The following is a 20,775-nucleotide window of genomic DNA, read 5'->3' as shown; positions in this document are numbered from 1 at the left end:
ATTAGCTAATTTTATAAATTATTTTTTAAATTTTACAAGTAGCTGTTGTTCAATTATTTCGAGTAAGTCATTCGCGATATTTAGATTGCACTGAGCATCGAGTTCTCGAATGCAAGTAGGGCTGGTGATATTAATTTCTGTTAGGTATTCGCCAATAATATCGAGCCCCGCGAATAATATGCCTTCGGCTTTTAAAAATACGCCGACTTCTTCTGCGATCACGCGATCCCGCGCGGTTAAAATTTGCGCTTCGCCGCGACCACCTGCGGCAAGATTGCCGCGCAATTCGCCTTCCGAAGGGATGCGCGCTAAAGCATATTCAACGGGTTTGCCGTTAATAACTAAAACCCGTTTATCACCTTGTTTGATCGCTGGTAAATACCGTTGCGCCATAATAGTGACGTGATCGTGTTGGGTCAGTGTTTCGAGAATAACCCCGGTATTGCCATCGCCATTTTGTAAACGGAATACCGATTGCCCGCCCATCCCATCCAAAGGTTTAACGACGATATCTTGTTGTTCAGCAAGAAATTCGCGGATGCGTGAGCGTTGATTCGTGATCAGTGTCGGCGCGCATAAATCCGGGAAGCGACTGATAGTGTATTTTTCGCTGAAATTACGCAGCGCCGCAGGATTATTCACAATGAGCGTGCCGTGATTTTGTGCGAGTTGTTCTAGCCAATAAGTGGCGTAGATGTATTCCATGTTAAACGGAGGATCGACACGCATTAACACGATATCTAAATCCGCAGTGGTGAGAGTGCTGGCTTCTATTTCAAACCAATGTTTAGTGTCATTAAACACGCGCAGTGTGGCGAGTTGCGCGTGTGCTTGGCCGTCACGCGTATAGATATCGGCCGTTGTCATGTAGTGCAAAGACCAACCGCGTGCTTGCGCGGCGAGCAACATTGCGAGCGTAGAATCTTTTTTAGGATTGATGCGTTCGATGGGATCCATCAGCACGCCTAGTCGTAGCGACATGTTTACAATTCTCGTTTTATTTTTAAATGAGTGATCACGTATTTTATGATTCGTTTATCACGATCGTGCTTTGTTGAGCGATTTCTTTGGCAGCAGCTAACAACGCTAAACGCGCAATAGCGCCGTAAGCATAAAAACGGTTGGGTATTGCATCGGGTTGTTGGGTTTTATCAGGTACATTGCAAGGCTCAACAAAGGCTAATGGTTCAAAGTGCATGCCGGGTGAATTTAAATTTTCCATCGAGGTTTTTTGCGAGTGCACGCGATAAAAGCCACCGATCACATAATGTCCCACCATATAGACCACCGGTTCGGCGGACGCATTTTCGCCTATCGTTTCAGAGGTATAAACACCTTCTTGAATCAATACCCGTTGTACGCGTAAACCTTCTTTTGCGGAGCTCATGCTGGTGCGTTGTTTGCGATTCAGGTGACGAATTTCGTCAACACTGGAGACGCTCATAATGCCCATACCGTAGGTGCCGGCATCCGCTTTGACAAATACATGGGGTTTGCGATCAATGCCATTTTTCCGGTACTTCACACCAATGGACGCTAATAATTCGCCTACCGCGTGTTCTAAGCATTCGGTACCTTCCCGGCTCATAAAATCAATTTGGCCGCAGTTGCGAAATAACGGATCGATAAACCACGGATCAATATCAATAAGTTCGGCGAATTCGGTAGCAAGATCGTGGTAAATCGCAAAATGTTGGGATTTAAGACGATTAATCCAACCTAATGCCAACGGGGGAATAACGATTTGTTCCAGATTTTCTAAGATAGGCGGGCGACCACCACTTAGGTCGTTATTCAGTAACACCACGCAAGGATTATAGTCCTGCAATTTAAGGCGATTACCTTCACGTAATAATGGCTCCAGTTGTAAAGAACGCCCCGACGGTAAATTATCAATGGTCATGCCGCTGCCGATATCGGGCAATAAAGAACCAATTCGAACTTTGTAGCCTGCTTGTTCAATGATGTGTTTGAGCGTGGCAACGCTATCAAGATAGTAAAGATTACGTGTGTGGTTTTCTGGGACTAGCAAAATGTCGCACGCGTTAGGACATAAACGTTCCATCGCCGATTGCACGGCATGGATAGCTAAGGGGAAAAAGGCGGGGTTTAAATTATTAAAACCGGCGGGGAATAAGTTGGTATCTACGGGCGCCAGTTTAAAGCCGGCATTGCGCAAATCCACGGAGGCATAAAAAGGCGCGGGAGTTTGTAGCCAGCGTTGGCGAAACCAAGTTTCGATATCGGTTTGGCGGGTCAATAAACGCGACTCGATCTGGTGCAAAGGACCGTTGCTCGCAGTCGTTAAATGGGGGACTGCCTGAAAAATGGGAGCATTCATCGTTTGATACCATGTGAGAAAAGAGCGTTGTGGTAGTTTAGCTGAATAAGGCCGCGCTTCGTTTATTTAGCGTCGTGGATATTTTGTTGGAGTAAGCGAATGGCGTGCTCGTGGGAATTTTTTAGGCGGTCGGATAACAATAGTTAGAGAGTAATGAGTGATTTTAAGCCAATCATCAAGAATATCGGCTAAGTGGCTTATTTTGTGTGCATTTTTATTGCTTAGAAGAGTCAGTTGGGCTACATTTTGGAACGCTCGACCCCGAGTGCGTTTGGCCTATGGGGACGAACAAAAAACAGCTGGTTATTGCCTTGAAGGCATAACCGGATAATGGATAACCGCGACAAAGATCACGTAGGCTTATGAGCGAAGAATTAACTGGCCTCAAGGTCATGGTCATTGATGATAGTAAAACTATTCGGCGAACTGCCGAAAGTTTACTTAAAAAAGTGGGCTGCGAAGTTATCACCGCGAGTGATGGTTTTGAGGCTTTAGCTAAAATCAGTGAGCACAAACCCGACATTATTTTTGTCGACATCATGATGCCGCGTTTGGATGGTTATCAAACGTGTGCGCTGATTAAAAACAACAGCATGTTTAAATCCACGCCAGTGGTGATGTTGTCGAGCAAAGACAGCATTTTTGATCGCGCGCGGGGCCGTATTGTCGGTTCTGAAAAATACTTAACCAAACCTTTTACTAAAGAGGATTTGTTAGGCGCTATTAAAGAGCATGTTGGCAGTTAATGCGTAAAACAAAATTCCAAGGAATGAACGTACGTTGTCTGCTGGAGAGACGGCCATGAAAATTTTAGTTGTTGATGATTCCCCTACTGAAACCTATGTCGTTAAAACCTACCTTGAAAAGCATCATTATGAGGTATTGGTAGCGAACACCGGTGAAGATGGCGTGCGTTTAGCGCAAACCGAATTACCCGATGCCATTTTGATGGATGTGGTAATGCCCGGCATGAATGGTTTTCAAGCCACGCGCCAACTGACTAAAGATGCGCGTACGGCGAATATCCCCATCATTATGTTGACCACCAAAGGCGGTGCTACCGATAAAGTATGGGGCATGCGTCAAGGCGCTTTGGATTATTTGGTCAAGCCGGTAGAAGAAGATGATTTAATTGGCCGGTTAGGCTCTTTATTAGGCAGCGTTTGATGCCGGCAAATGTAACGCCGGTGGTATTGTTAAAAGAGTTAGACGCACATGCACGTGCGCGTGAAGGTCGTGGACAACATCGGACGTTGCAGAAAACTACCGAATGGCGTGGTTTAGGTTTTAAAATTGGTGAAACCGAATTGATCGTTAATATGGATCAAGTATCGGAAATTTTAGAAACGGTTAATTGCACACGGATCCCTTGGAGCCGTTTTTGGTTTTACGGTATTGCGAATGTGCGTGGCACGTTAGTGCCGATCATGGATGTTCATGGTTACTTGTATGATACGCGGCGCACGGTAAAACGCGGGGATCGGACTATTTTGTTTCGTTTAGGTACGTCGCTAGTGGGTTTGGTAGTAACCGGCGTGACAGGTTTGAAGAACTTGAGCGCAGAAGAATTTGTAAATGCGCAAGCCATCGTTGATGAAAAGCTCGCGCCGTATACGAAAGGTCATTTTCGACGCGGCTATGATTCATGGCCCGTTTTTGATTTCCATGCGTTTACGATGAATGAAAAATTTTTAGACATTGCCGAACGGCAGCACGCGTGATGCTGAAGACATCTCGTTTGTGTAAAGCATTTAACGGAGAGTAGTTATGGGTTTATTTGGCCAAAGCATGCGCAGACCGACGGATTTTCGTGGATTGCTAGTAGGCAATGCATTGAAGTTTTTCGTTGCCGTTGCCGGTTTTGTATCGTTGGTGGTCGTTATCATCACGTTCTTGTTTGCATGGTTTATGAATCAATTCAATAGTGAAAACCTGGGTTACATTGCCGAACAAAAATTACTGTCGCAACGCATTACTACCACTGCGGTAGAAGCCGCCAGCGGTAACTCTGCTGCGTTTGAACGCTTAGAAAAATATCGCGATCGTTTTCAAGAAACGTTGAATATTATTCGCAATGGTAATCCTGAAACAGGTTTGCCTGCGTTTCCTGAAACACCAGAAAAAGATTTGGAAAACATGGTCAACAAATGGGAGCAAGACTTCCTGTTGAACATAAATGTCATTATCAGTAATCGCGATTCAGTTAAGAATGTGGCAGCGCGCGTAACTGAAGTAACGAAAGCGCTTAAAGAGATTGAAAGTATAGTGGAAAGTTCGGCCGGTGATTTGGTGCAAGACGCCAACAATATGCAAACTTTATATATGGCATCGCGACAATCTTTATTTGTTGAGCGTGCTCAAAGTAACTTGAATTTAATTTTAAATGGCAATCAAGAAGCGGCAACCGCAGTTGAGCAGTTTGGTCGCGACTTTGATTTCTTTGGTCGCGTACTAGATGGTCTATTACATGGCAGCCAAGAATTAAACATTCCGCGCGTTAAATCGGATCGAGCAGTAACAAAATTAGTGCAAGCCCAAAAAATTGTTACGTCAGTGGAGGGTGCGGTAGCGACGATTGTTACTCAAGCGCCGTTGTTGTCTGAAGTAAAAGATGCAGCAGGAGATATTCAATTAACATCTCCTGAGTTATTAGAAGCTGCCGTACGTTTAGAAAAAGCCATTAATGAATTAGATGATCAAAATGGCGGGACGATTGTGGTAGGTATTTTGGCCGCTTTGATCACGGTATTTTCTGCTGGCTTGTTAACTGTATTACAGTTCCGCGATGCGCGTTATCGTGCGGCCGAATCACAAGAAATTAATCGTCGTAATCAAGAAGCTATTTTGCGTTTACTAGATGAAATGACTCACCTTGCAGAAGGTGATTTAACCGCGCACGCGACCGTAACGGAAGATATTACCGGCGCTATTGCGGATTCTATTAATTTCTCTATCGACGCATTGCGTTCGTTGGTAGAAGCTATTCACAATACAGTAGCGCGGGTATCGCAAGCGACTCGTCAAACGCAAAATATTGCGAATCGTTTGACCGATGCATCGCAACAACAAACTAGTGAAATTACGACTACTACCAATGCTATTTCGCGCATGGCGAAAACCATGGAGCAAGTATCGAAGAACGCTTTGAATTCTTCAGAAGTAGCGCTGAAGTCAGTTGAGATCGCGCATAAAGGTGCGGAAACGGTGCGTCGTAATATTGAAGGTATGGATTCCATTCGTGAAACGATTCAAGAAACGTCAAAACGAATTAAACGATTGGGTGAATCATCGCAACAGATCGGTGAAATCGTATTGCTGATTACTGATATTGCCGACCGTACGAATATTCTAGCGTTAAACGCCGCCATTCAGGCTTCATCGGCCGGTGATGCGGGCCGCGGTTTCGCGGTGGTCGCGGACGAAGTTCAGCGTTTGGCAGAACGTGCCTCGGCTGCAACAAAACAGATCTCCGTGCTGGTTGAAACCATTCAGGCGGATACGAATGAAGCGGTCAGTTCGATGGAACAAAGCACCGCGGGTGTAGTAACGGGTGCGAAACTCGCAGAAGATGCGGGCGCGGCGTTGAATGAAATTGAATCGGTTTCTAAACAACTGGCAGATTTGATTCAAGGCATTTCACGTCAAGCGAGTGAACAAGCTGGAAATGCAATTGAGATTTCACAATCAATGAATGTTATTCAAAACATTACTAAAGAAACGTATGAAGGTACGGGCGAAGCAAGTCAATCGGTAGGTAACTTAACGGAACTAGCCAACGAATTACGGCAATCAGTTTCGGGCTTTAAGCTGCCAGAATCCGGTGATGTCACCACTGTGGCGATTAACTAGAGCGGGCTTGCGAGCTAGCTCCGGGTTTTCATTATGCAGTTGGGAAACACAGTCCAATTTAATTCGCTCAAATGGGTTAAAGAAGAGCTCCAGCAGATCATCGTTGAAATTCAACGGATGTTGGAAGCTTTTATTGAAGCACCAGATGATCGCGGACGTCTTGATGAAATTATTAATTTATTACGCCAAGTCCGCGGGACTTTGTCGCTTGTTGAAATATATGGCGCGTCTTTATTATGCGAAGAAATGGAAGAAGTGGTTCGTGGTTTACGCGATGACACTGTTCCCAACCGTGAAAATGCAGAAGAAGTTTTATTAGCAGCGGTTTTTAAATTACCCAGTTATCTTGATAGTTTGGCTGCTGGCAATAAAGACGTGCCAATGGTGTTGTTGCCTTTATTAAATGATTTACGTGCTTGTCGCAATGCGGCTTTATTATCTGAAAATGTTTTGTTCTTTCCTGATACCTCTGTTGCTACGGGTACTTACGATGGTGCGGCAAGTGCTGCACAAAAAAGCAGTGGCGAAGATATCCAAGCGCTCGCCAAACAATTGCGTCATCACTATCAATTAGGCTTGTTAGGTTGGTTTAAAGGCCAAGATTCAGAAGCGGGTTTAAAGCGCATGCGGCAAGTGATTAGTCGCTTACGCCGCGCCGCTAATGATGATGCGAGTCGGCGTTTATGGTGGGTGTCACTCGCGATTACTGAAGCCTTAGCAAAAAAAGGTGTTGATGCGAGCGTTGCATTGAAGTCTTTAATGGGTAAAGTTGATAGACAAATAAAAAATCTGAGCGAGCAACCCGAAAAAACCTTTGTCAAAACGTTACCAGAACAACTCACAAAAAACATTCTGTATTACGTAGCACGCGCTAAACCAGTTAGCGACACTATCGTGCAAGTTCAAAAAGATTTTAATTTAGATCGTTATTTAGCGAGTGATGAAGATCGCGCGCGCGCCGAACAACAAATGACCGGGCCAACTCAAGAGCTGCTAGAAAAAGTCGCGGAAGCGGTGCATGAAGATGTTAATCAAGCCAAAGATTTGCTCGAAATCTTCGCGGAGACGGCCAATAAAGATATTAATCGTATTCGGGAAGTCTTACCTTTATATACCAAGATTGCTGATACCTTAGGCATGTTGGGAATGGGCGGAGCACGCGAAAGCGTATTAGATGGCCGTAATAAATTAGACGCCGCTATTAAACTAGATACTGCACCATCAGAAAATGCATTGATGCAAGCCGCCGGCGTTTTGTTGATTGTCGAAAATGAACTTGAAGCCTATGTTCATCATCGTCAGCCAGAACCAGCCAATGTTAATGCGCGTGTTAGTGAAGCCGATAATAAAACCACTTCCGATAATCAACGTGTTATTGGTGCGGTTGTAAATGAAGCTTATAAAAACATTTCGCGATTAAAAGATGCATTTTTACGTTATGTCCAAGATAACGAAGTCGAGCATTTAAAAGAAATTCCACCAGCATTAAAAGAGTTAGCCGGCGCAATGTTCGTTTCGCCTTTAGACGCTGTGGTGGGCGTGATTGCAGGCATGCACGATTATTTTGTACAAACCTTAATTGCTAAACCGCGCCCATTATCGGAGCGGGAACAAGATCGCCTAGCGGATGTTGTCACCAACATAGAATGTTTTCTTGAGGCGGCCGCTGAAAATCGTATGGAAATGGATTTATACGTGGCAGCGGCAGAAGATGCATTGTCACGCTTGCGTTCAGGTAATGTGCAGGGCGATGTTTCAGAATATGAAAATGACGACAATATTTTTGAAGACGATGGCATCAGTTTAGATGATTTAACCTCTGAGTTTGAGGCGGTTGACGGCGAAGGTAATGGCCCTACTTTAGAAGATATAACGGGCGAGTTATCCGCCTTAGCGGCTGACTTAAGTTCAGACATACATTCACTTGATATCGATGCAGCGGTTGTTGATGATGAAATGAATTTCTCATCGAGAGTAATTGCATCAGCTCCCGCTGCGACGGTTCCAGTTTCTAAAAAACGCCTCCTTAGCCATGCGGAACTGACAGAGAAATACGCGCATCTGCAAATTATTGGCCAAGATGCCGATGAAGAAATTCTAGAAATTTTTATTGAAGAAGCATTAGAAGAATTAAATCGCTTAAATGAATATTTCCCGCTGTGGCAACAAGATCATGGCAGCGGTGAAGCGGTTACCACTATTCGTCGTTCTTTCCATACCTTAAAAGGCAGTGGCCGATTGATGGGCGCAACGCTCATTGGTGAGTTTGCTTGGGCGATGGAAACGATGTTGAATCGTTTTATTGAAGGCACTATTAATACTTCGCCTGCATTATTTGCAGTCATTGAAGAAGCAATTACCGTTCTGCCGCAACTTATTGCGCAGCTGCGCGGCGACGAACAACCCGCCGATAATGTTTTTGAATTAATGCAGCAGGCAGAACAAGTGTCGTTAGGTGCATTACGTCGCATGGATGAATCCACGCTTGCGGAAGAACCGGCTGAATCCGAACAAATTTTATTAGAAGTTGCTGATGGTGATGTCAGTAATGATATCGGCGATGACGATAATTTCGGCGGCGAAGAAATGGCGCGCGAAGAAATTATGTTGGAAACAACTAGTGTGCCCATGGCCGCACGACGCAGTACGGATTCTATTGAATTAGATAATTTTGCTGATATAGATGAACTAGATCAATTCGCTAACATTGAAACGCCTTCTGCTAGTGATTCTTTAATAGCCGAGCTCGATGGAATTAATTTAGAAGAACCTTCTTTAGATGAGTTTGGCCACGAAGATTTTTTTGCTGAAGCCGATAATGACAGCAGTGATAACGATGAAATAGAGTTGTTGTCTCTGGAAGAGGAGATTGATACTGCAAAAAAGCTCCCGACAAACGTCGGCCCCGCAGTACAGATTGACTCTGTACTATTAGAAATATTTACCGATGAAGTTCGTCATCTCAATAAAGTTATCACCGGCTTTACTCAAACAGCTCGACACACCAACGTAACAGCAAAAGACAAAGAAGTTTTAATTCGTGCTTTACATACTATGCACGGCAGCGCTAAAACTGCGAAATGTAAAGGCATGGCTGAAATGGCCAAAGCGATGGAGTTGCATTCTAATAATCTCATCGAACTAGGTGAGCAATGGGCCGCATTAGAATTAAGTTTATTAGATGAATTAGTGCGTTATGTTGACGCTAGTTTGGAATACTTGCACGAACACACCGCAGAATTAATTGACGAGCAAAATTTAACAATACGCTTGCAGGAATGTTTGGCGCAAAGCCAGCCGCGGGTTGAATCGTTTCGAGAAACGCAACAACAAAAAACCGGTTCGATGATTACCGAAGAAATAGATTCTGAGTTGCTCGATATATTTATGGAAGAAGCGCCTGATATGGTGGAATCCACCGATCATGCATTGCAGACCTGGTTAGAGTCAGGTTATAGCACAGAAAGTTTTTCAGAAATCTTGCGTCAGTTGCATACCTTAAAAGGCAGTGCGCATATGGCGAGTTTGTCGGGCATCGGCGATTTAGCGCATGCCATGGAATCTTTATTTATTCCTATCGGCAACAAAAAACTAAAGATGACACCGGCTTTGCAACGAGTATTACAAGAAGCAGTGGATCGATTGTCCAGCATGTTAGAACAAGTGCGACAAGGACAAATGCCCTATCTAACGCCTGAATATGCTGCGTTATTGGAAGCTGCGCGGCACGGCAATCTGCCAGAAACCACCGCTGTCCATCAGGCCGTACAAGTGCCCGAAGAGCCCGAAAAAACGGGGTCGAATGTGATTTTTGCAGCAGACGTATCATCGGCTGAAGCGCAAATGTTAGCAGTGCGTCGCGAAATGGATGCGAAGCAAGCGATTGGTTTTGACATGCCCGATGTCACTGATGTCGGCGATAAAGATTTACCGAGTGCGGCTACACAAATCCAACAAGATTTGATTCGCGTACGTGCTGATCGTTTAGATGCGATGGTAAATTTTGCTGGCGAAGTAAATATTTATCAATCTCGATTAGGTAAACAATTTACCGATATTACTTTCAACTTAGGTGAATTAGAACAAACAGTACGTCGTTTGCGCTTGCAGTTACGTGATATGGATATGCAAACCGAAGCGCAAATTGCTTCGCGTGTTGAACGAGAAATGGATAATCCAAATGAAGATTTTGATCCCTTAGAAATGGATCGTTATTCTAATATGCAACAGCTATCGCGTTCTTTAGCTGAAAGCGCCAATGATATTGAAAATATTCGTGATGCCTTAGGTGATTTGGTACGTGATTCAGAAGTAATGGTGTTGCAGCAATCGCGTGTTAGCACCGAGTTGCAAGAAGAATTACTGCAAACTCGCATGGTGCGTTTCGAAGGCTTAACCAATCGATTGCGTCGTTTGGTGCGTCAAACGGCACAACAATTAAAAAAGAAAGTCGAATTAAGAGTCTTAGGCGCGGAGCAAGAAATTGATCGTAGCGTGCAAGATCGGATGTTGGCACCGTTAGAGCATATGCTGCGCAACGCGGTGTTTCACGGCATTGAAACACCCGAAGAACGTCGTGCTGCTGATAAAAATGAAACGGGTATTATTCAAGTCTCCATTGAACGCGACGGCTCTTATATTGTTATGAATGTCGCTGATGATGGCCGCGGCATTGATCCTGCCATTATTCGACGCAAAGCCATTGAAAAAGGTTTGATGGCCGCCAATGATCCTCGCAGTGATCAAGAAGTCATGCAGTTTATTTTGCACGAAGGTTTTAGTACCGCGGATAGCGTGAGCCAACTTGCCGGTCGTGGTGTCGGCATGGACGTAGTGGATACTGAAATTAAAGAGTTAGGCGGTTCATTAATCATTAATTCGAAGAAAGGCAAAGGTACTGTTTTTAGTATTCGTTTGCCATTAACCTTAGCGATTAATCAGGCACTATTAATTCAAGTCGGCGAAGATGTTTACGCTATTTCCTTAGCGGTCATCGAAGGTGTCGCGCGTATATCAAATCAAGATGTTGAAAAAAATCTCAGTGGGGAAGTAACAGAGTATCAATATGCCGGTGATGCTTATCACATGTTCTATTTGGGTTCGGTTTTAGCAGTACCTAAACCCGCTAATTTAAATACCGAAACTCAGTTTTCATTATTGCTTATCCGCGCGGGCGAACGCCGCCTAGCAGCTTATGTTGATAATATGTTGGGTCGTCGCGAAATCGTCGTAAAACCCGTGGGTTCACAAATTTCTTCTTTGCCCGGCATATCGGGTGCCACGATCTTAGCTGATGGTCGTGTTGCGTTAATTTTAGAACCTGGCGCATTAATGCGTTCAGAGCGCGATACAGCGCTAACGCAATTTGAAGCAGAAGCGGAAGAACAACAAGTTGAACAAACCATTACGCACGCAACTCGTAGCAAACACGTAGTCATGATAGTGGATGATTCAATCACCATTCGTAAAGTAACCGCGCGTATTTTGGCGCGGCATAATTTAGAAATTCTAACGGCTAAAGATGGTTTAGACGCAATTGAACAATTACGTGATCATATACCTGATTTGTTCTTGATGGATATTGAAATGCCACGTATGGATGGTTTCGAATTGGCTTCGCATGTGCGCGGTGATCCGCGTTTGCAACACATTCCCATTATTATGATTACTTCTCGCACCGGCGAAAAACATCGAGAACGTGCACGCAAAATTGGCGTTGAGCGTTATTTAGGCAAACCTTTCCAAGAAGTGGAATTAATGCAAGAAATTGATGCTTTATTAGGTCGCGAATCTGTCTAGGAGTGATGCATGAGCGACACCATACAATGTATGTTACTAAGCATGTATGAACAACAATTGTTGTTACCTGCAAGCGTGGTGGTAGATATTATTAACGGCCGCGAATTGGATATCGTCGTGGATGCGCAAGGTGGTTTGATTGGTAAAGTGCAGTGGCGAGGATGGACTGTACCCTTGTTATCGTTTGAAGCGGCAGTTGGCGATACTATTCCTAAATTTAATATGCAAACTAAAGCCATCGTCTTGCATGCGTTGTCAGAAGATGACGAGGAATTGTTACCCTATATTGCATTAACGGCGCAAAAAGATCCTACGCCTTTAGTATTAGGTGAAGCGCAGTTAAAAGTAGTGGACTATGGCGAACACAGCAGTCATGGTTTAGTGAACATGAATATTCAAATCAATGGCGATATTATTGCTGCGATCCCTAACTTCGAAGCATTGATGACCTATACACATCGTTATTGGCAATAAACACTTTTAAATAAAATCTCCCCAGCGTGCTTGCAAAATGCTAATGCCGGTTAACGCAGCCGTTTCTGTGCGCAAAATACGCGGCCCTAAACGTAAACCTTGCCAATTTTGTTGATACGCCGCCTCACGTTCTTTATCGCTTAAGCCACCTTCTGGCCCAATAAATAATGCCGCCGATGTTATGTTGGTCGGCAATGATTGCACAGTCTGCGCGCCTTGTGGATCAAGTAATAAACACGCATCTAAATTCGTGCACGCATCTAGCCATTCGGGCACATTTAATGGTGCGTGCAATGTAGGCAAATAACAACGACCTGATTGTTCACACGCAGCAATTATAATCGCTTGCCAATGTTCCATTCGTTTGGTTTCGCGCTTAACATCCATGCGTGTTTGAGTGCGCTCAGTAATGATGGGCGTGATACGTTGCACGCCTAGTTCGACTGCTTTTTGAGTCACCCAGTCCATACGATCATTGCGGCAAATGCCTTGACCGAGATGCAAGGCTAGCGGTGATTCGCGCGGAGAAATAATCTTACTTTGCAATAATGCGTGTGCATGTTTGCCTTTTACTTCTAAAGTCGCACTGTATTCATTACCCTGGCCATCGAAGATGTTGCAACTCATTCCAGATTCAAAACGCAACACCGTTACCAGATGATGGCGCGCGCGTTCATCTAGATTAACTGTTTCACCAGCGTGTAATGGCGTTGGTAAATAAACACGAGTGTTGCGCATGTTATGAAATTAATCCCTACTTAGTCTTTAAGAGCAAAAGCGATGCTGTTTTTAGCGACGCTGCCTAATTGTCTTATTTCTGCTTCGCTAATAATGTAAGGCGGCATAAAATAAATGACATTCCCTAATGGTCGCAATAAAACCTCGTTCTTTAACGCGTGTTGATAAACTTTTAAACCACGGCGTTCTGCGGCAGGGAAAGGTGTGCGGTTAGCTTTATCTTTAATCAATTCAATCGCCAATATCATGCCGTGTTGACGTATTTCAGCTACCTGCGAATGGTCGACTAAATCAGCCACCGCAGCATGCAATAAACGAGATTTATTTTGATTGCTCAATAACACATCATCAGTTGAAAAAATATCCAAAGTAGCGAGCGCTGCGCTACAGGCAAGTGCATTGCCGGTGTAACTATGCGAATGCAAAAATGCTTTTTGGGCCGCGTAATCATCGTAAAAAGCGGCGTAAATAGATTCACGAGTTAACACGGCTGATAATGGCAAATAACCGCCAGTTAAACCTTTAGATAAACACATAAAATCAGGCGTGATGTTAGCTTGCTCACAGGCAAATAAAGTACCTGTACGGCCAAAGCCCACGGCAATTTCATCCGCGATTAAATGCACGTGATAACGATCGCAAGCCTCGCGCAATTTAGTTAAATAAATAGGATGATACATGCGCATACTACCCGCGCATTGTACTAAGGGTTCTACAATCACCGCGCAAGTGTGTTGATGATGCTCGGCTAATAACGCTTCCATCTTGGTGAATTGTTTTAAGCTGTAAGCTTCCCAGCTTTCGCCTGCCTCACAATAAAAACAATCCGGTGACGGCGCAGTAATCACTTCCATCAATAAAGGTGCGTAGGTATCTTTATATAAAGCTACATCACCCACGGCTAATGCACCTAAGGTTTCGCCGTGATAACTATTTGCTAACGTAATAAATTTAGTGCGTTGGGTTTGGCCACTATTTTTCCAATAGTGAAAACTCATTTTTAACGCGACTTCAACGGCTGCAGAACCGTTGTCTGCATAAAATACGCGATGCAAACCGGGAGGTGCGAGCGCGATTAAACGTTCGGCGAGTTTAATGGCAGGCTCATGACTGAAACCCGCGAGCATGACATGTTCTAGCGTGTGTAACTGTTGTTGAATCGAGGCATTAATACGAGGGTTATTATGCCCAAATAAATTTACCCACCAAGAACTCACCGCATCTAAATAACGATTGCCATCAAAATCATGCAACCACACACCTTGTGCAGATTGAATCGGCACTAAAGGCAGCCATTCATGATCTTTCATTTGGGTGCAAGGATGCCAGAGGACGGCAAGATCGCGTTCGATCAGTTGTTGATTATTCATATTGTGCATTGTAATACAGTCAATGCGGAGAAGGGAGATATAGGCCAGATATTACGACAGCTTGAAAAACCATTTCAGAACCTGTCAGAAGGCTTGGCACGCAGGATCCTATTAATTTTATTTATAGTATGAATTTTTAATCACCCAAATTCGTATAGATAAGCCCAAATATGTAACACAAACACAGCGAGTTTAGTATGGACATCAATATTGGTATTAGTGAGCAAGATCGTAAAAACATCAGCCATGAGCTTTCTAAACTATTGACGGACGCTTATATCTTGTACTTGAAAACGCATAATTTCCATTGGAATGTGACGGGAACTATGTTTCAAACCTTGCATTTATTGTTTGAAACTCAGTACAACGAATTAGCTTTAGCCGTTGATTTGGTTGCAGAGCGTATTCGTGCTTTAGATTTTCTGGCGCCGGGTACTTATGTAGAATATTTGAAGTTAGGTTCTATTCAAGAAACCACGGGTGTACCTAAAGCCGTTGATATGATTAAATTATTGGCAGAAGGTCAAGAAGCGGTGGTTCGTACTGCGCGCGCAGCCTATCCGATGGTGCAAAAAGCATTTGATGAAGCGAGTGCAGATTTGTTAACTCAGCGCATTCAGTTGCATGAAAAGAATGCGTGGATGTTGCGGAGTTTACTAGAGAGTTAATTAATGTTTTATAAGCCTAAATTTTTCCACAACGCTAACGTCGGTTCGGTTTGATTCATAGTATAAAAATGTAATCCCGGCGCACCTGCTTCTAATAAGGTGTGACATAAATTAGTAACTACTTCGGTGCCGAAGTCGCGAATCGCGGCTTCGTCATCGCCGTAGGCTTCAAGTTGTTTGCGAATCCAACGCGGAATCTCTGCGCCACAGGCATCGGAAAAACGTGCCAGGCGCGTGTAGTTAGTAATCGGCATAATGCCCGGCACGATGGGTAAATTAATGCCCATTTTTTCGCAGCGTTCCACAAAATAAAAATAGGAATCTGGATTATAAAAATATTGAGTGATGGCGCTATCGGCACCGGCGTCTGCTTTGCGTTTAAAGTTTTGCAAATCTTTTTCAGTAGAATGTGCTTGTGGATGCGTTTCTGGATAAGCTGCAATTTCAATAAAAAAATCCTTACCGGTGGTTTTGCGAATGAATTCAACTAATTCATTCGCATGATTAAATTCGCCACGAGCAGGGTCGCCGGAAGGCATGTCGCCGCGCAAAGCGACTAAATGTTTAATGCCGGTTTGTTGATAATGAATTAATAACTCAGCGATTTCGGTTTTGCTAGACGCGACACATGAGATGTGTGGTGCGGCATCGGAGCCGGCGCTTTTAATGTCAGCGATGGTTTCTAGGGTACGATCGCGAGTAGAACCACCTGCACCAAAAGTCACGGAAAAAAAGCGCGGCTTTAATGCGGCTAATTCGCTATGTACTTTTAAGAGTTTTTGTCGACCTTCGGCTGTTTTGGGTGGGAAAAATTCAAAACTAAAAGTCGGTACGTGCAGGCGTTGTGATTCCATATTTTATTTTTCCTGAACGGGCGATAATATTTTTTTTATAGAATGTTATCGCCCTTGGCGGGAGCTAATTAATAACGATAATGATCGGGCTTATAAGGACCATCTGCTGAAACGCTAATGTATTTCGCTTGTGTTGGTGTCAGCTTAGTTAGTTTGGCGCCAATTTTACCTAAATGTAATGCGGCGACTTTTTCATCAAGAATTTTTGGCAGGATATACACTTGGTTTTTATATTGACCGTTGTTATTCCATAATTCGATTTGCGCCAACGTTTGATTGGTAAATGAATTCGACATTACAAAACTCGGATGACCTGTACCGCAACCTAAATTCACTAAGCGGCCTTCTGCTAACAAGATAATGCGTTTTTTGTTGGGGAAAATGACGTGATCAACTTGGGGTTTGATATTGTCCCACTGATATTGTTTAAGACTGGCAATATCAATTTCATTATCGAAGTGACCAATATTGCAAACAATCGCTTGGTCTTTCATAGCGATTAAGTGTTCGTGAGTGATGACGTGGAAATTACCAGTTGCGGTAACAAAAATATCACCAACCGCCGCTGCATCTTCCATCGTTACTACGCGATAACCTTCCATTGCTGCTTGTAATGCACAGATCGGATCAATTTCGGTGACCCATACAACAGCGCCTAAACCGCGTAATGATTGTGCACAACCTTTACCTACATCACCGTAACCGCAAACGATAGCGATTTTACCGGCGATCATGACATCGGTTGCACGCTTAATGCCGTCAACCAAAGATTCGCGGCAGCCGTATAAATTATCAAATTTAGATTTGGTGACGGAGTCATTCACGTTAATTGCGGGGAATGGCAAGGTGTTATCTTTTTGCATTTGATATAGACGATGCACACCGGTAGTGGTTTCTTCAGTAACGCCTTTAATGTTTTTCGCTAACTGGGTGTACCAACCGCTGGGTTTGAGCGCTAAATGTTTTTTGATCGAAGCGAATAAAAAAGTTTCTTCTTCGCTGCCGGGATTATTTAACACGCTAATATCTTTTTCGGCTTTAGAGCCTAAAATCGCTAACATGGTGGCGTCGCCGCCATCATCGAGAATCATGTTGGGAGTGCCGCCGTCATGCCATTCCATGATGCGATGTGTGTATTCCCAATATTCTTCCAGTGATTCACCTTTATAAGCAAAAACGGGTACATCGCGCGCTGCAATGGCTGCTGCTGCGTGATCTTGAGTAGAATAAATATTGCACGATGCCCAACGCACTTCTGCACCGAGTTCCACCAGTGTTTCAATTAACACTGCAGTTTGAATCGTCATATGCAATGAACCGGCAATGCGCGCACCTTTTAAAGGTTGTGCTTTACGATATTCTTCGCGCGTGGACATAAGCCCCGGCATTTCAGTTTCGGCGATAGCAATTTCTTTACGACCCCAATCAGCTAATTTGATATCAGCAATGGCGTAATCGGGATTTAGTTTTTCAGCGGTATTGTTTTGCATCTTTATACTCCTGCAGCTTTGCTTAGGATGGCGGCTTTATCAGTACGCTCCCAAGGCAAGGCAATGTCTTCGCGACCAAAGTGGCCATAAGACGCGGTGGGTTGATAGATCGGATGTAGTAAATCGAGCATGCGTTGAATGCCGTAAGGACGTAAATCAAAATGATCGCGCACTAGCCCAACAATTTTAGCGTCATCGATTTTACCTGTGCCGAAAGTATCAACGCTGATAGACGTTGGTTGCGCGACCCCGATGGCATAGCTAATTTGGATTTCGCATTGTTCGGCTAAACCGGCAGCAACAATATTCTTTGCCACATAACGACCCGCATAGGCCGCGGAGCGATCCACTTTTGAAGGGTCTTTACCGGAAAAAGCGCCGCCGCCGTGGCGCGCCATGCCGCCGTAAGTATCCACAATAATTTTGCGGCCGGTTAAGCCGCAATCACCCACCGGGCCGCCAATAATAAATTGGCCGGTAGGATTAATATGATATTGAGTTTTGGCATTTAACCATTCGCCAGGAAATACGGGTTTGATGATTTCTTCCATAACCGCATCGCGCAATTCCGATTGGCTGATATCGGGGGAATGCTGGGTGGACAATACAATCGCTTCAACGGTGACAGGCTTACCATTTTCATAACGGAAAGTGACTTGGCTTTTGGCATCCGGACGTAACCATGGCAATTTACCGGATTTGCGTAATTCGGCTTGTTTGCGCACTAACAAATGCGAATAGGTGATCGGAGCGGGCATCAATACACTGGTTTCATTGGTCGCAAAACCGAACATCAAACCTTGATCGCCGGCACCTTGGTCTTCTGGTTTTTGACGATCGACGCCTTGCGCGATATCGGGGGATTGTTTGCCTAAGGCGTTAATTACCGCGCAGGTGGCACCATCAAAACCCATATCAGAATGGTTGTAACCAATGCTTAAAACCGTCTCGCGGACGATTTTCTCGTAGTCGATGTTGGCGGTAGTGGTGATCTCACCGGCCAGCACTACCATGCCGGTTTTGGCCAAGGTTTCGCAGGCCACGCGGGCGTAGGGGTCTTGCGCGAGGATGGCATCCAACACGGCGTCTGAAATCTGATCGCACATTTTGTCGGGATGGCCTTCAGAGACCGATTCGGAAGTAAAAATGTAGTTTTTTGCCATAACACGCCGTACCTATAAAAAACCGGGGTTGCCGGAAGACCGGGCCAAGAAAGGTCGCCATTCTACTGAAGACGGTTGGGGAAGGGGAGTATTTCTACTCATATTGGCTATGAATGGTGATGAACTTTTAATGATAAAACCAGCGCCATAAGCGCAGCGGGATTGTATAAGTTAAGACAAACGCTGTAATTCGACTTTTTCTTCATCGCTCAGTTGATCGTAACGTTGAGATAGTTCGGTGATGCGTTGTTTATGCGCTTTTTTAACCAGATTGTTAATAGCATCCATAAAAATTCCGGGTAATTCTGTTTCAGCATCGTGCACGGCTAACGGCTGTAGTGCTAATTGATATAAAGCATTTGCGTGTTCATGATCTTCATAACGATTGAGCAAGGCAGGCGAACTTAAGGAAGGTTCTTCGCGCACACAATCAATTAGCTCGACCAGTAATTCCACACCTGCTTGCTGAACTTGTTGAATGGCTTCCAAACTACTTTCGCTGCATTGCAAGGCAACTGTGGGTTGTGCGAGTAATACCGCAATCGCGGTGCGCACATCATTCATTTGTAATTGATGTTGTACTAATACGGGTTGTTGAGGTTTTATAGGCGAACTAATAGTTGAGATCAAAGCTTCAGTGGGACGTGCAGCACGTTCGGGTTTCGTGGGCGCGATCAAGCTGTTGCCTAAACTATTGAGTAAGGTATTAATCGGTAGTTGGACTTTTTCTGCAAGCTGTTGAACGATTAAGGCTTTTAAAACGCCATCTTGAATGCGTTGCAATAAAGGCTTCGCTTTTTCCACTAATCGCGCGCGATTAGCCGCGTCATTCAGCGGTAACTCTTCGGTTAAATGCGCAAACAAATAATCCGGCAAACTTTGCGCATTAAAAACACGCTGCGCAAATACACTGTTAGTTTCTTTTTGAACTAAGGAGTCTGGATCTTCGCCATCGGGCAAAAATAAAAAACGTACTTGTTTGCTACCGTTGATTAAAGGTAATGATGTTTCCAATGCACGCCACGCGGCGCGTCTTCCTGCATTATCGCCATCAAAACAAAATACCACCGTATCGGTATAACGGAATAATAAATGTAAATGCTCGCTAGTAGTGGCGGTGCCTAAAGTCGCGACGCTATAATTAATGCCATGCTGATGCAGCATGACGACATCCATATAACCTTCAACGACTAATAATTGTTCTAATTTATTGTTGGCGCTGCGGGCTTCGTATAAACCAAATAATTCTTGGCCTTTGTGAAAAATAGGCGTCTCGGGCGAGTTTAAATATTTTGGTTGATTCTCTGCGTTTACTAACAAACGTCCGCCAAAACCAATGGTGCGACCGCGTCGATCGCGAATAGGAAACATGATGCGTTGTCGAAAACGATCATAAAATGCATTTTTACTATTTTCTTTTTCAATCAACATGCCGCTTTGTAATAAAGCTTGAATTGCTTCGGTTTGATTATTGGCGGTTTTGAATAAAGTATCCCAAGCTTCGGGTGTATAACCTATTTCAAACAATGCGGCGGTTTCGCCGTTAACGCCGCGATTTTTTAAATATTCAATGGCTGTAGGCGTTTGTTTCAAATATTGTTTATAGGCAACTTTGGCCGCATTTAATGTTTCATACAGTAATGCATTGGCGTCGCGTGAAACATGTTCGCCGCCTTCGCGCGGAACATCTAAACCAATTGAGGCAGCAAGTTGTTCAACTGCTTCTGGAAATTCAATGCGCTCATATTCCATAATAAAACGAATGGCCGTGCCGTGTGCGCCGCAACCAAAACAATGATAAAACTGTTTCGTGGGGCTGACCGTAAACGAAGGTGATTTTTCATGATGGAAAGGGCAGCAAGCAGAATAATTACTGCCGGTTTTTTTGAGTGTGACGCGCGCGTCAATCACATCGACAATATCAATACGATTTAATAAGTCATCAAGAAAAGATTGTGGGATGCGGCTCATGATTTAACAATTAATATCTCATCTGCTTGTTTTGTATGAATCAAAACAGCTGCAGATG

Annotated in this window: 15 protein-coding genes; 7 read left to right on the top strand and 8 right to left on the bottom strand. The window is 44.1% G+C overall.

The genetic code is table 11. From position 1 onward, the window contains the following. Positions 1 to 18: 18 nt before the first annotated feature. Together gshB and gshA are read right to left on the bottom strand one after the other, a co-directional pair. A complete protein-coding gene (gene gshB, locus H0W44_02010) occupies positions 19 to 981 on the bottom strand; it encodes a glutathione synthase (GenBank protein ID MBA3581207.1) in 963 nt (320 codons plus the stop codon). Between the two features lie 43 nt (positions 982 to 1,024). Further along, entirely contained in the window at positions 1,025 to 2,341 is a 1,317-nt protein-coding gene (gene gshA / locus H0W44_02005; protein ID MBA3581206.1) for a glutamate--cysteine ligase, read from the bottom strand. A gap of 362 nt (positions 2,342 to 2,703) precedes the next feature. Here gshA and pilG point away from each other — a divergent pair, with 362 nt between their 5' ends. From pilG to H0W44_01975, 6 genes are all read left to right on the top strand, one after another. Next, positions 2,704 to 3,087 (top strand): twitching motility response regulator PilG, encoded by a 384-nt coding sequence (gene pilG / locus H0W44_02000; GenBank protein ID MBA3581205.1) that lies wholly within the window; start codon positions 2,704 to 2,706, stop codon positions 3,085 to 3,087. Positions 3,088 to 3,142: 55 nt separating this feature from the next. After that, complete coding sequence (gene pilH / locus H0W44_01995) at positions 3,143 to 3,508, top strand: twitching motility response regulator PilH (GenBank protein MBA3581204.1); 366 nt, start codon at positions 3,143 to 3,145, stop codon at positions 3,506 to 3,508. Further along, positions 3,508 to 4,062, top strand: coding sequence for a chemotaxis protein CheW (locus H0W44_01990; protein ID MBA3581203.1), 555 nt, complete (start codon positions 3,508 to 3,510; stop codon positions 4,060 to 4,062). The genes pilH and H0W44_01990 overlap by 1 nt, the downstream gene beginning before the upstream one ends. A 67-nt stretch (positions 4,063 to 4,129) precedes the next feature. Then, positions 4,130 to 6,190: a type IV pili methyl-accepting chemotaxis transducer N-terminal domain-containing protein gene (locus tag H0W44_01985; protein MBA3581202.1), complete on the top strand. Its 2,061-nt coding sequence runs from the start codon at positions 4,130 to 4,132 to the stop codon at positions 6,188 to 6,190. Positions 6,191 to 6,223: 33 nt separating this feature from the next. Then, on the top strand, positions 6,224 to 11,989 hold the full coding sequence (locus H0W44_01980) for an Hpt domain-containing protein (GenBank protein ID MBA3581201.1): 5,766 nt from the start codon (positions 6,224 to 6,226) through the stop codon (positions 11,987 to 11,989). A 9-nt stretch (positions 11,990 to 11,998) separates the two neighbouring features. Beyond that, positions 11,999 to 12,463: a chemotaxis protein CheW gene (locus tag H0W44_01975; GenBank protein MBA3581200.1), complete on the top strand. Its 465-nt coding sequence runs from the start codon at positions 11,999 to 12,001 to the stop codon at positions 12,461 to 12,463. Between the two features lie 6 nt (positions 12,464 to 12,469). On the opposite strand, the gene H0W44_01970 is transcribed toward H0W44_01975, so the two are convergent. Both H0W44_01970 and H0W44_01965 read right to left on the bottom strand, forming a co-directional pair. Further along, a complete protein-coding gene (locus H0W44_01970; protein MBA3581199.1) occupies positions 12,470 to 13,201 on the bottom strand; it encodes a 16S rRNA (uracil(1498)-N(3))-methyltransferase in 732 nt (243 codons plus the stop codon). Between the two features lie 20 nt (positions 13,202 to 13,221). Next, positions 13,222 to 14,571, bottom strand: a complete 1,350-nt coding sequence (locus tag H0W44_01965; GenBank protein MBA3581198.1) for an adenosylmethionine--8-amino-7-oxononanoate transaminase — start codon at positions 14,569 to 14,571, stop codon at positions 13,222 to 13,224. A gap of 197 nt (positions 14,572 to 14,768) precedes the next feature. On the opposite strand from H0W44_01965, the gene H0W44_01960 reads away from it, so the two are divergent. After that, the gene (locus H0W44_01960) at positions 14,769 to 15,239 is read left to right on the top strand and encodes a DNA starvation/stationary phase protection protein (protein ID MBA3581197.1); all 471 of its coding nucleotides are present in this window, start codon (positions 14,769 to 14,771) and stop codon (positions 15,237 to 15,239) included. 8 nt (positions 15,240 to 15,247) lie between these two features. Here H0W44_01960 and metF read toward each other — a convergent pair whose 3' ends face one another. The 4 genes from metF to H0W44_01940 all read right to left on the bottom strand — a co-directional run bounded on the left by metF (position 15,248) and on the right by H0W44_01940 (position 20,717). Further along, positions 15,248 to 16,093 (bottom strand): methylenetetrahydrofolate reductase [NAD(P)H], encoded by an 846-nt coding sequence (metF, locus tag H0W44_01955; GenBank protein MBA3581196.1) that lies wholly within the window; start codon positions 16,091 to 16,093, stop codon positions 15,248 to 15,250. A 68-nt stretch (positions 16,094 to 16,161) separates the two neighbouring features. Further along, positions 16,162 to 17,583: an adenosylhomocysteinase gene (locus tag H0W44_01950; protein ID MBA3581195.1), complete on the bottom strand. Its 1,422-nt coding sequence runs from the start codon at positions 17,581 to 17,583 to the stop codon at positions 16,162 to 16,164. A 2-nt stretch (positions 17,584 to 17,585) separates the two neighbouring features. Then, on the bottom strand, positions 17,586 to 18,746 hold the full coding sequence (locus tag H0W44_01945; protein MBA3581194.1) for a methionine adenosyltransferase: 1,161 nt from the start codon (positions 18,744 to 18,746) through the stop codon (positions 17,586 to 17,588). A gap of 171 nt (positions 18,747 to 18,917) precedes the next feature. Further along, the gene (locus tag H0W44_01940; GenBank protein MBA3581193.1) at positions 18,918 to 20,717 is read right to left on the bottom strand and encodes a DNA primase; all 1,800 of its coding nucleotides are present in this window, start codon (positions 20,715 to 20,717) and stop codon (positions 18,918 to 18,920) included. Between the last annotated feature and the right edge of the window lie 58 nt (positions 20,718 to 20,775).

Source organism: Gammaproteobacteria bacterium, from assembly GCA_013817245.1.
Lineage (GTDB): Bacteria > Pseudomonadota > Gammaproteobacteria > HTCC5015 > HTCC5015 > JACDDA01.
The sequence above is the reverse complement of the archived record's forward strand: the minus strand, read 5'-3'. Positions and strand labels throughout refer to the sequence as shown.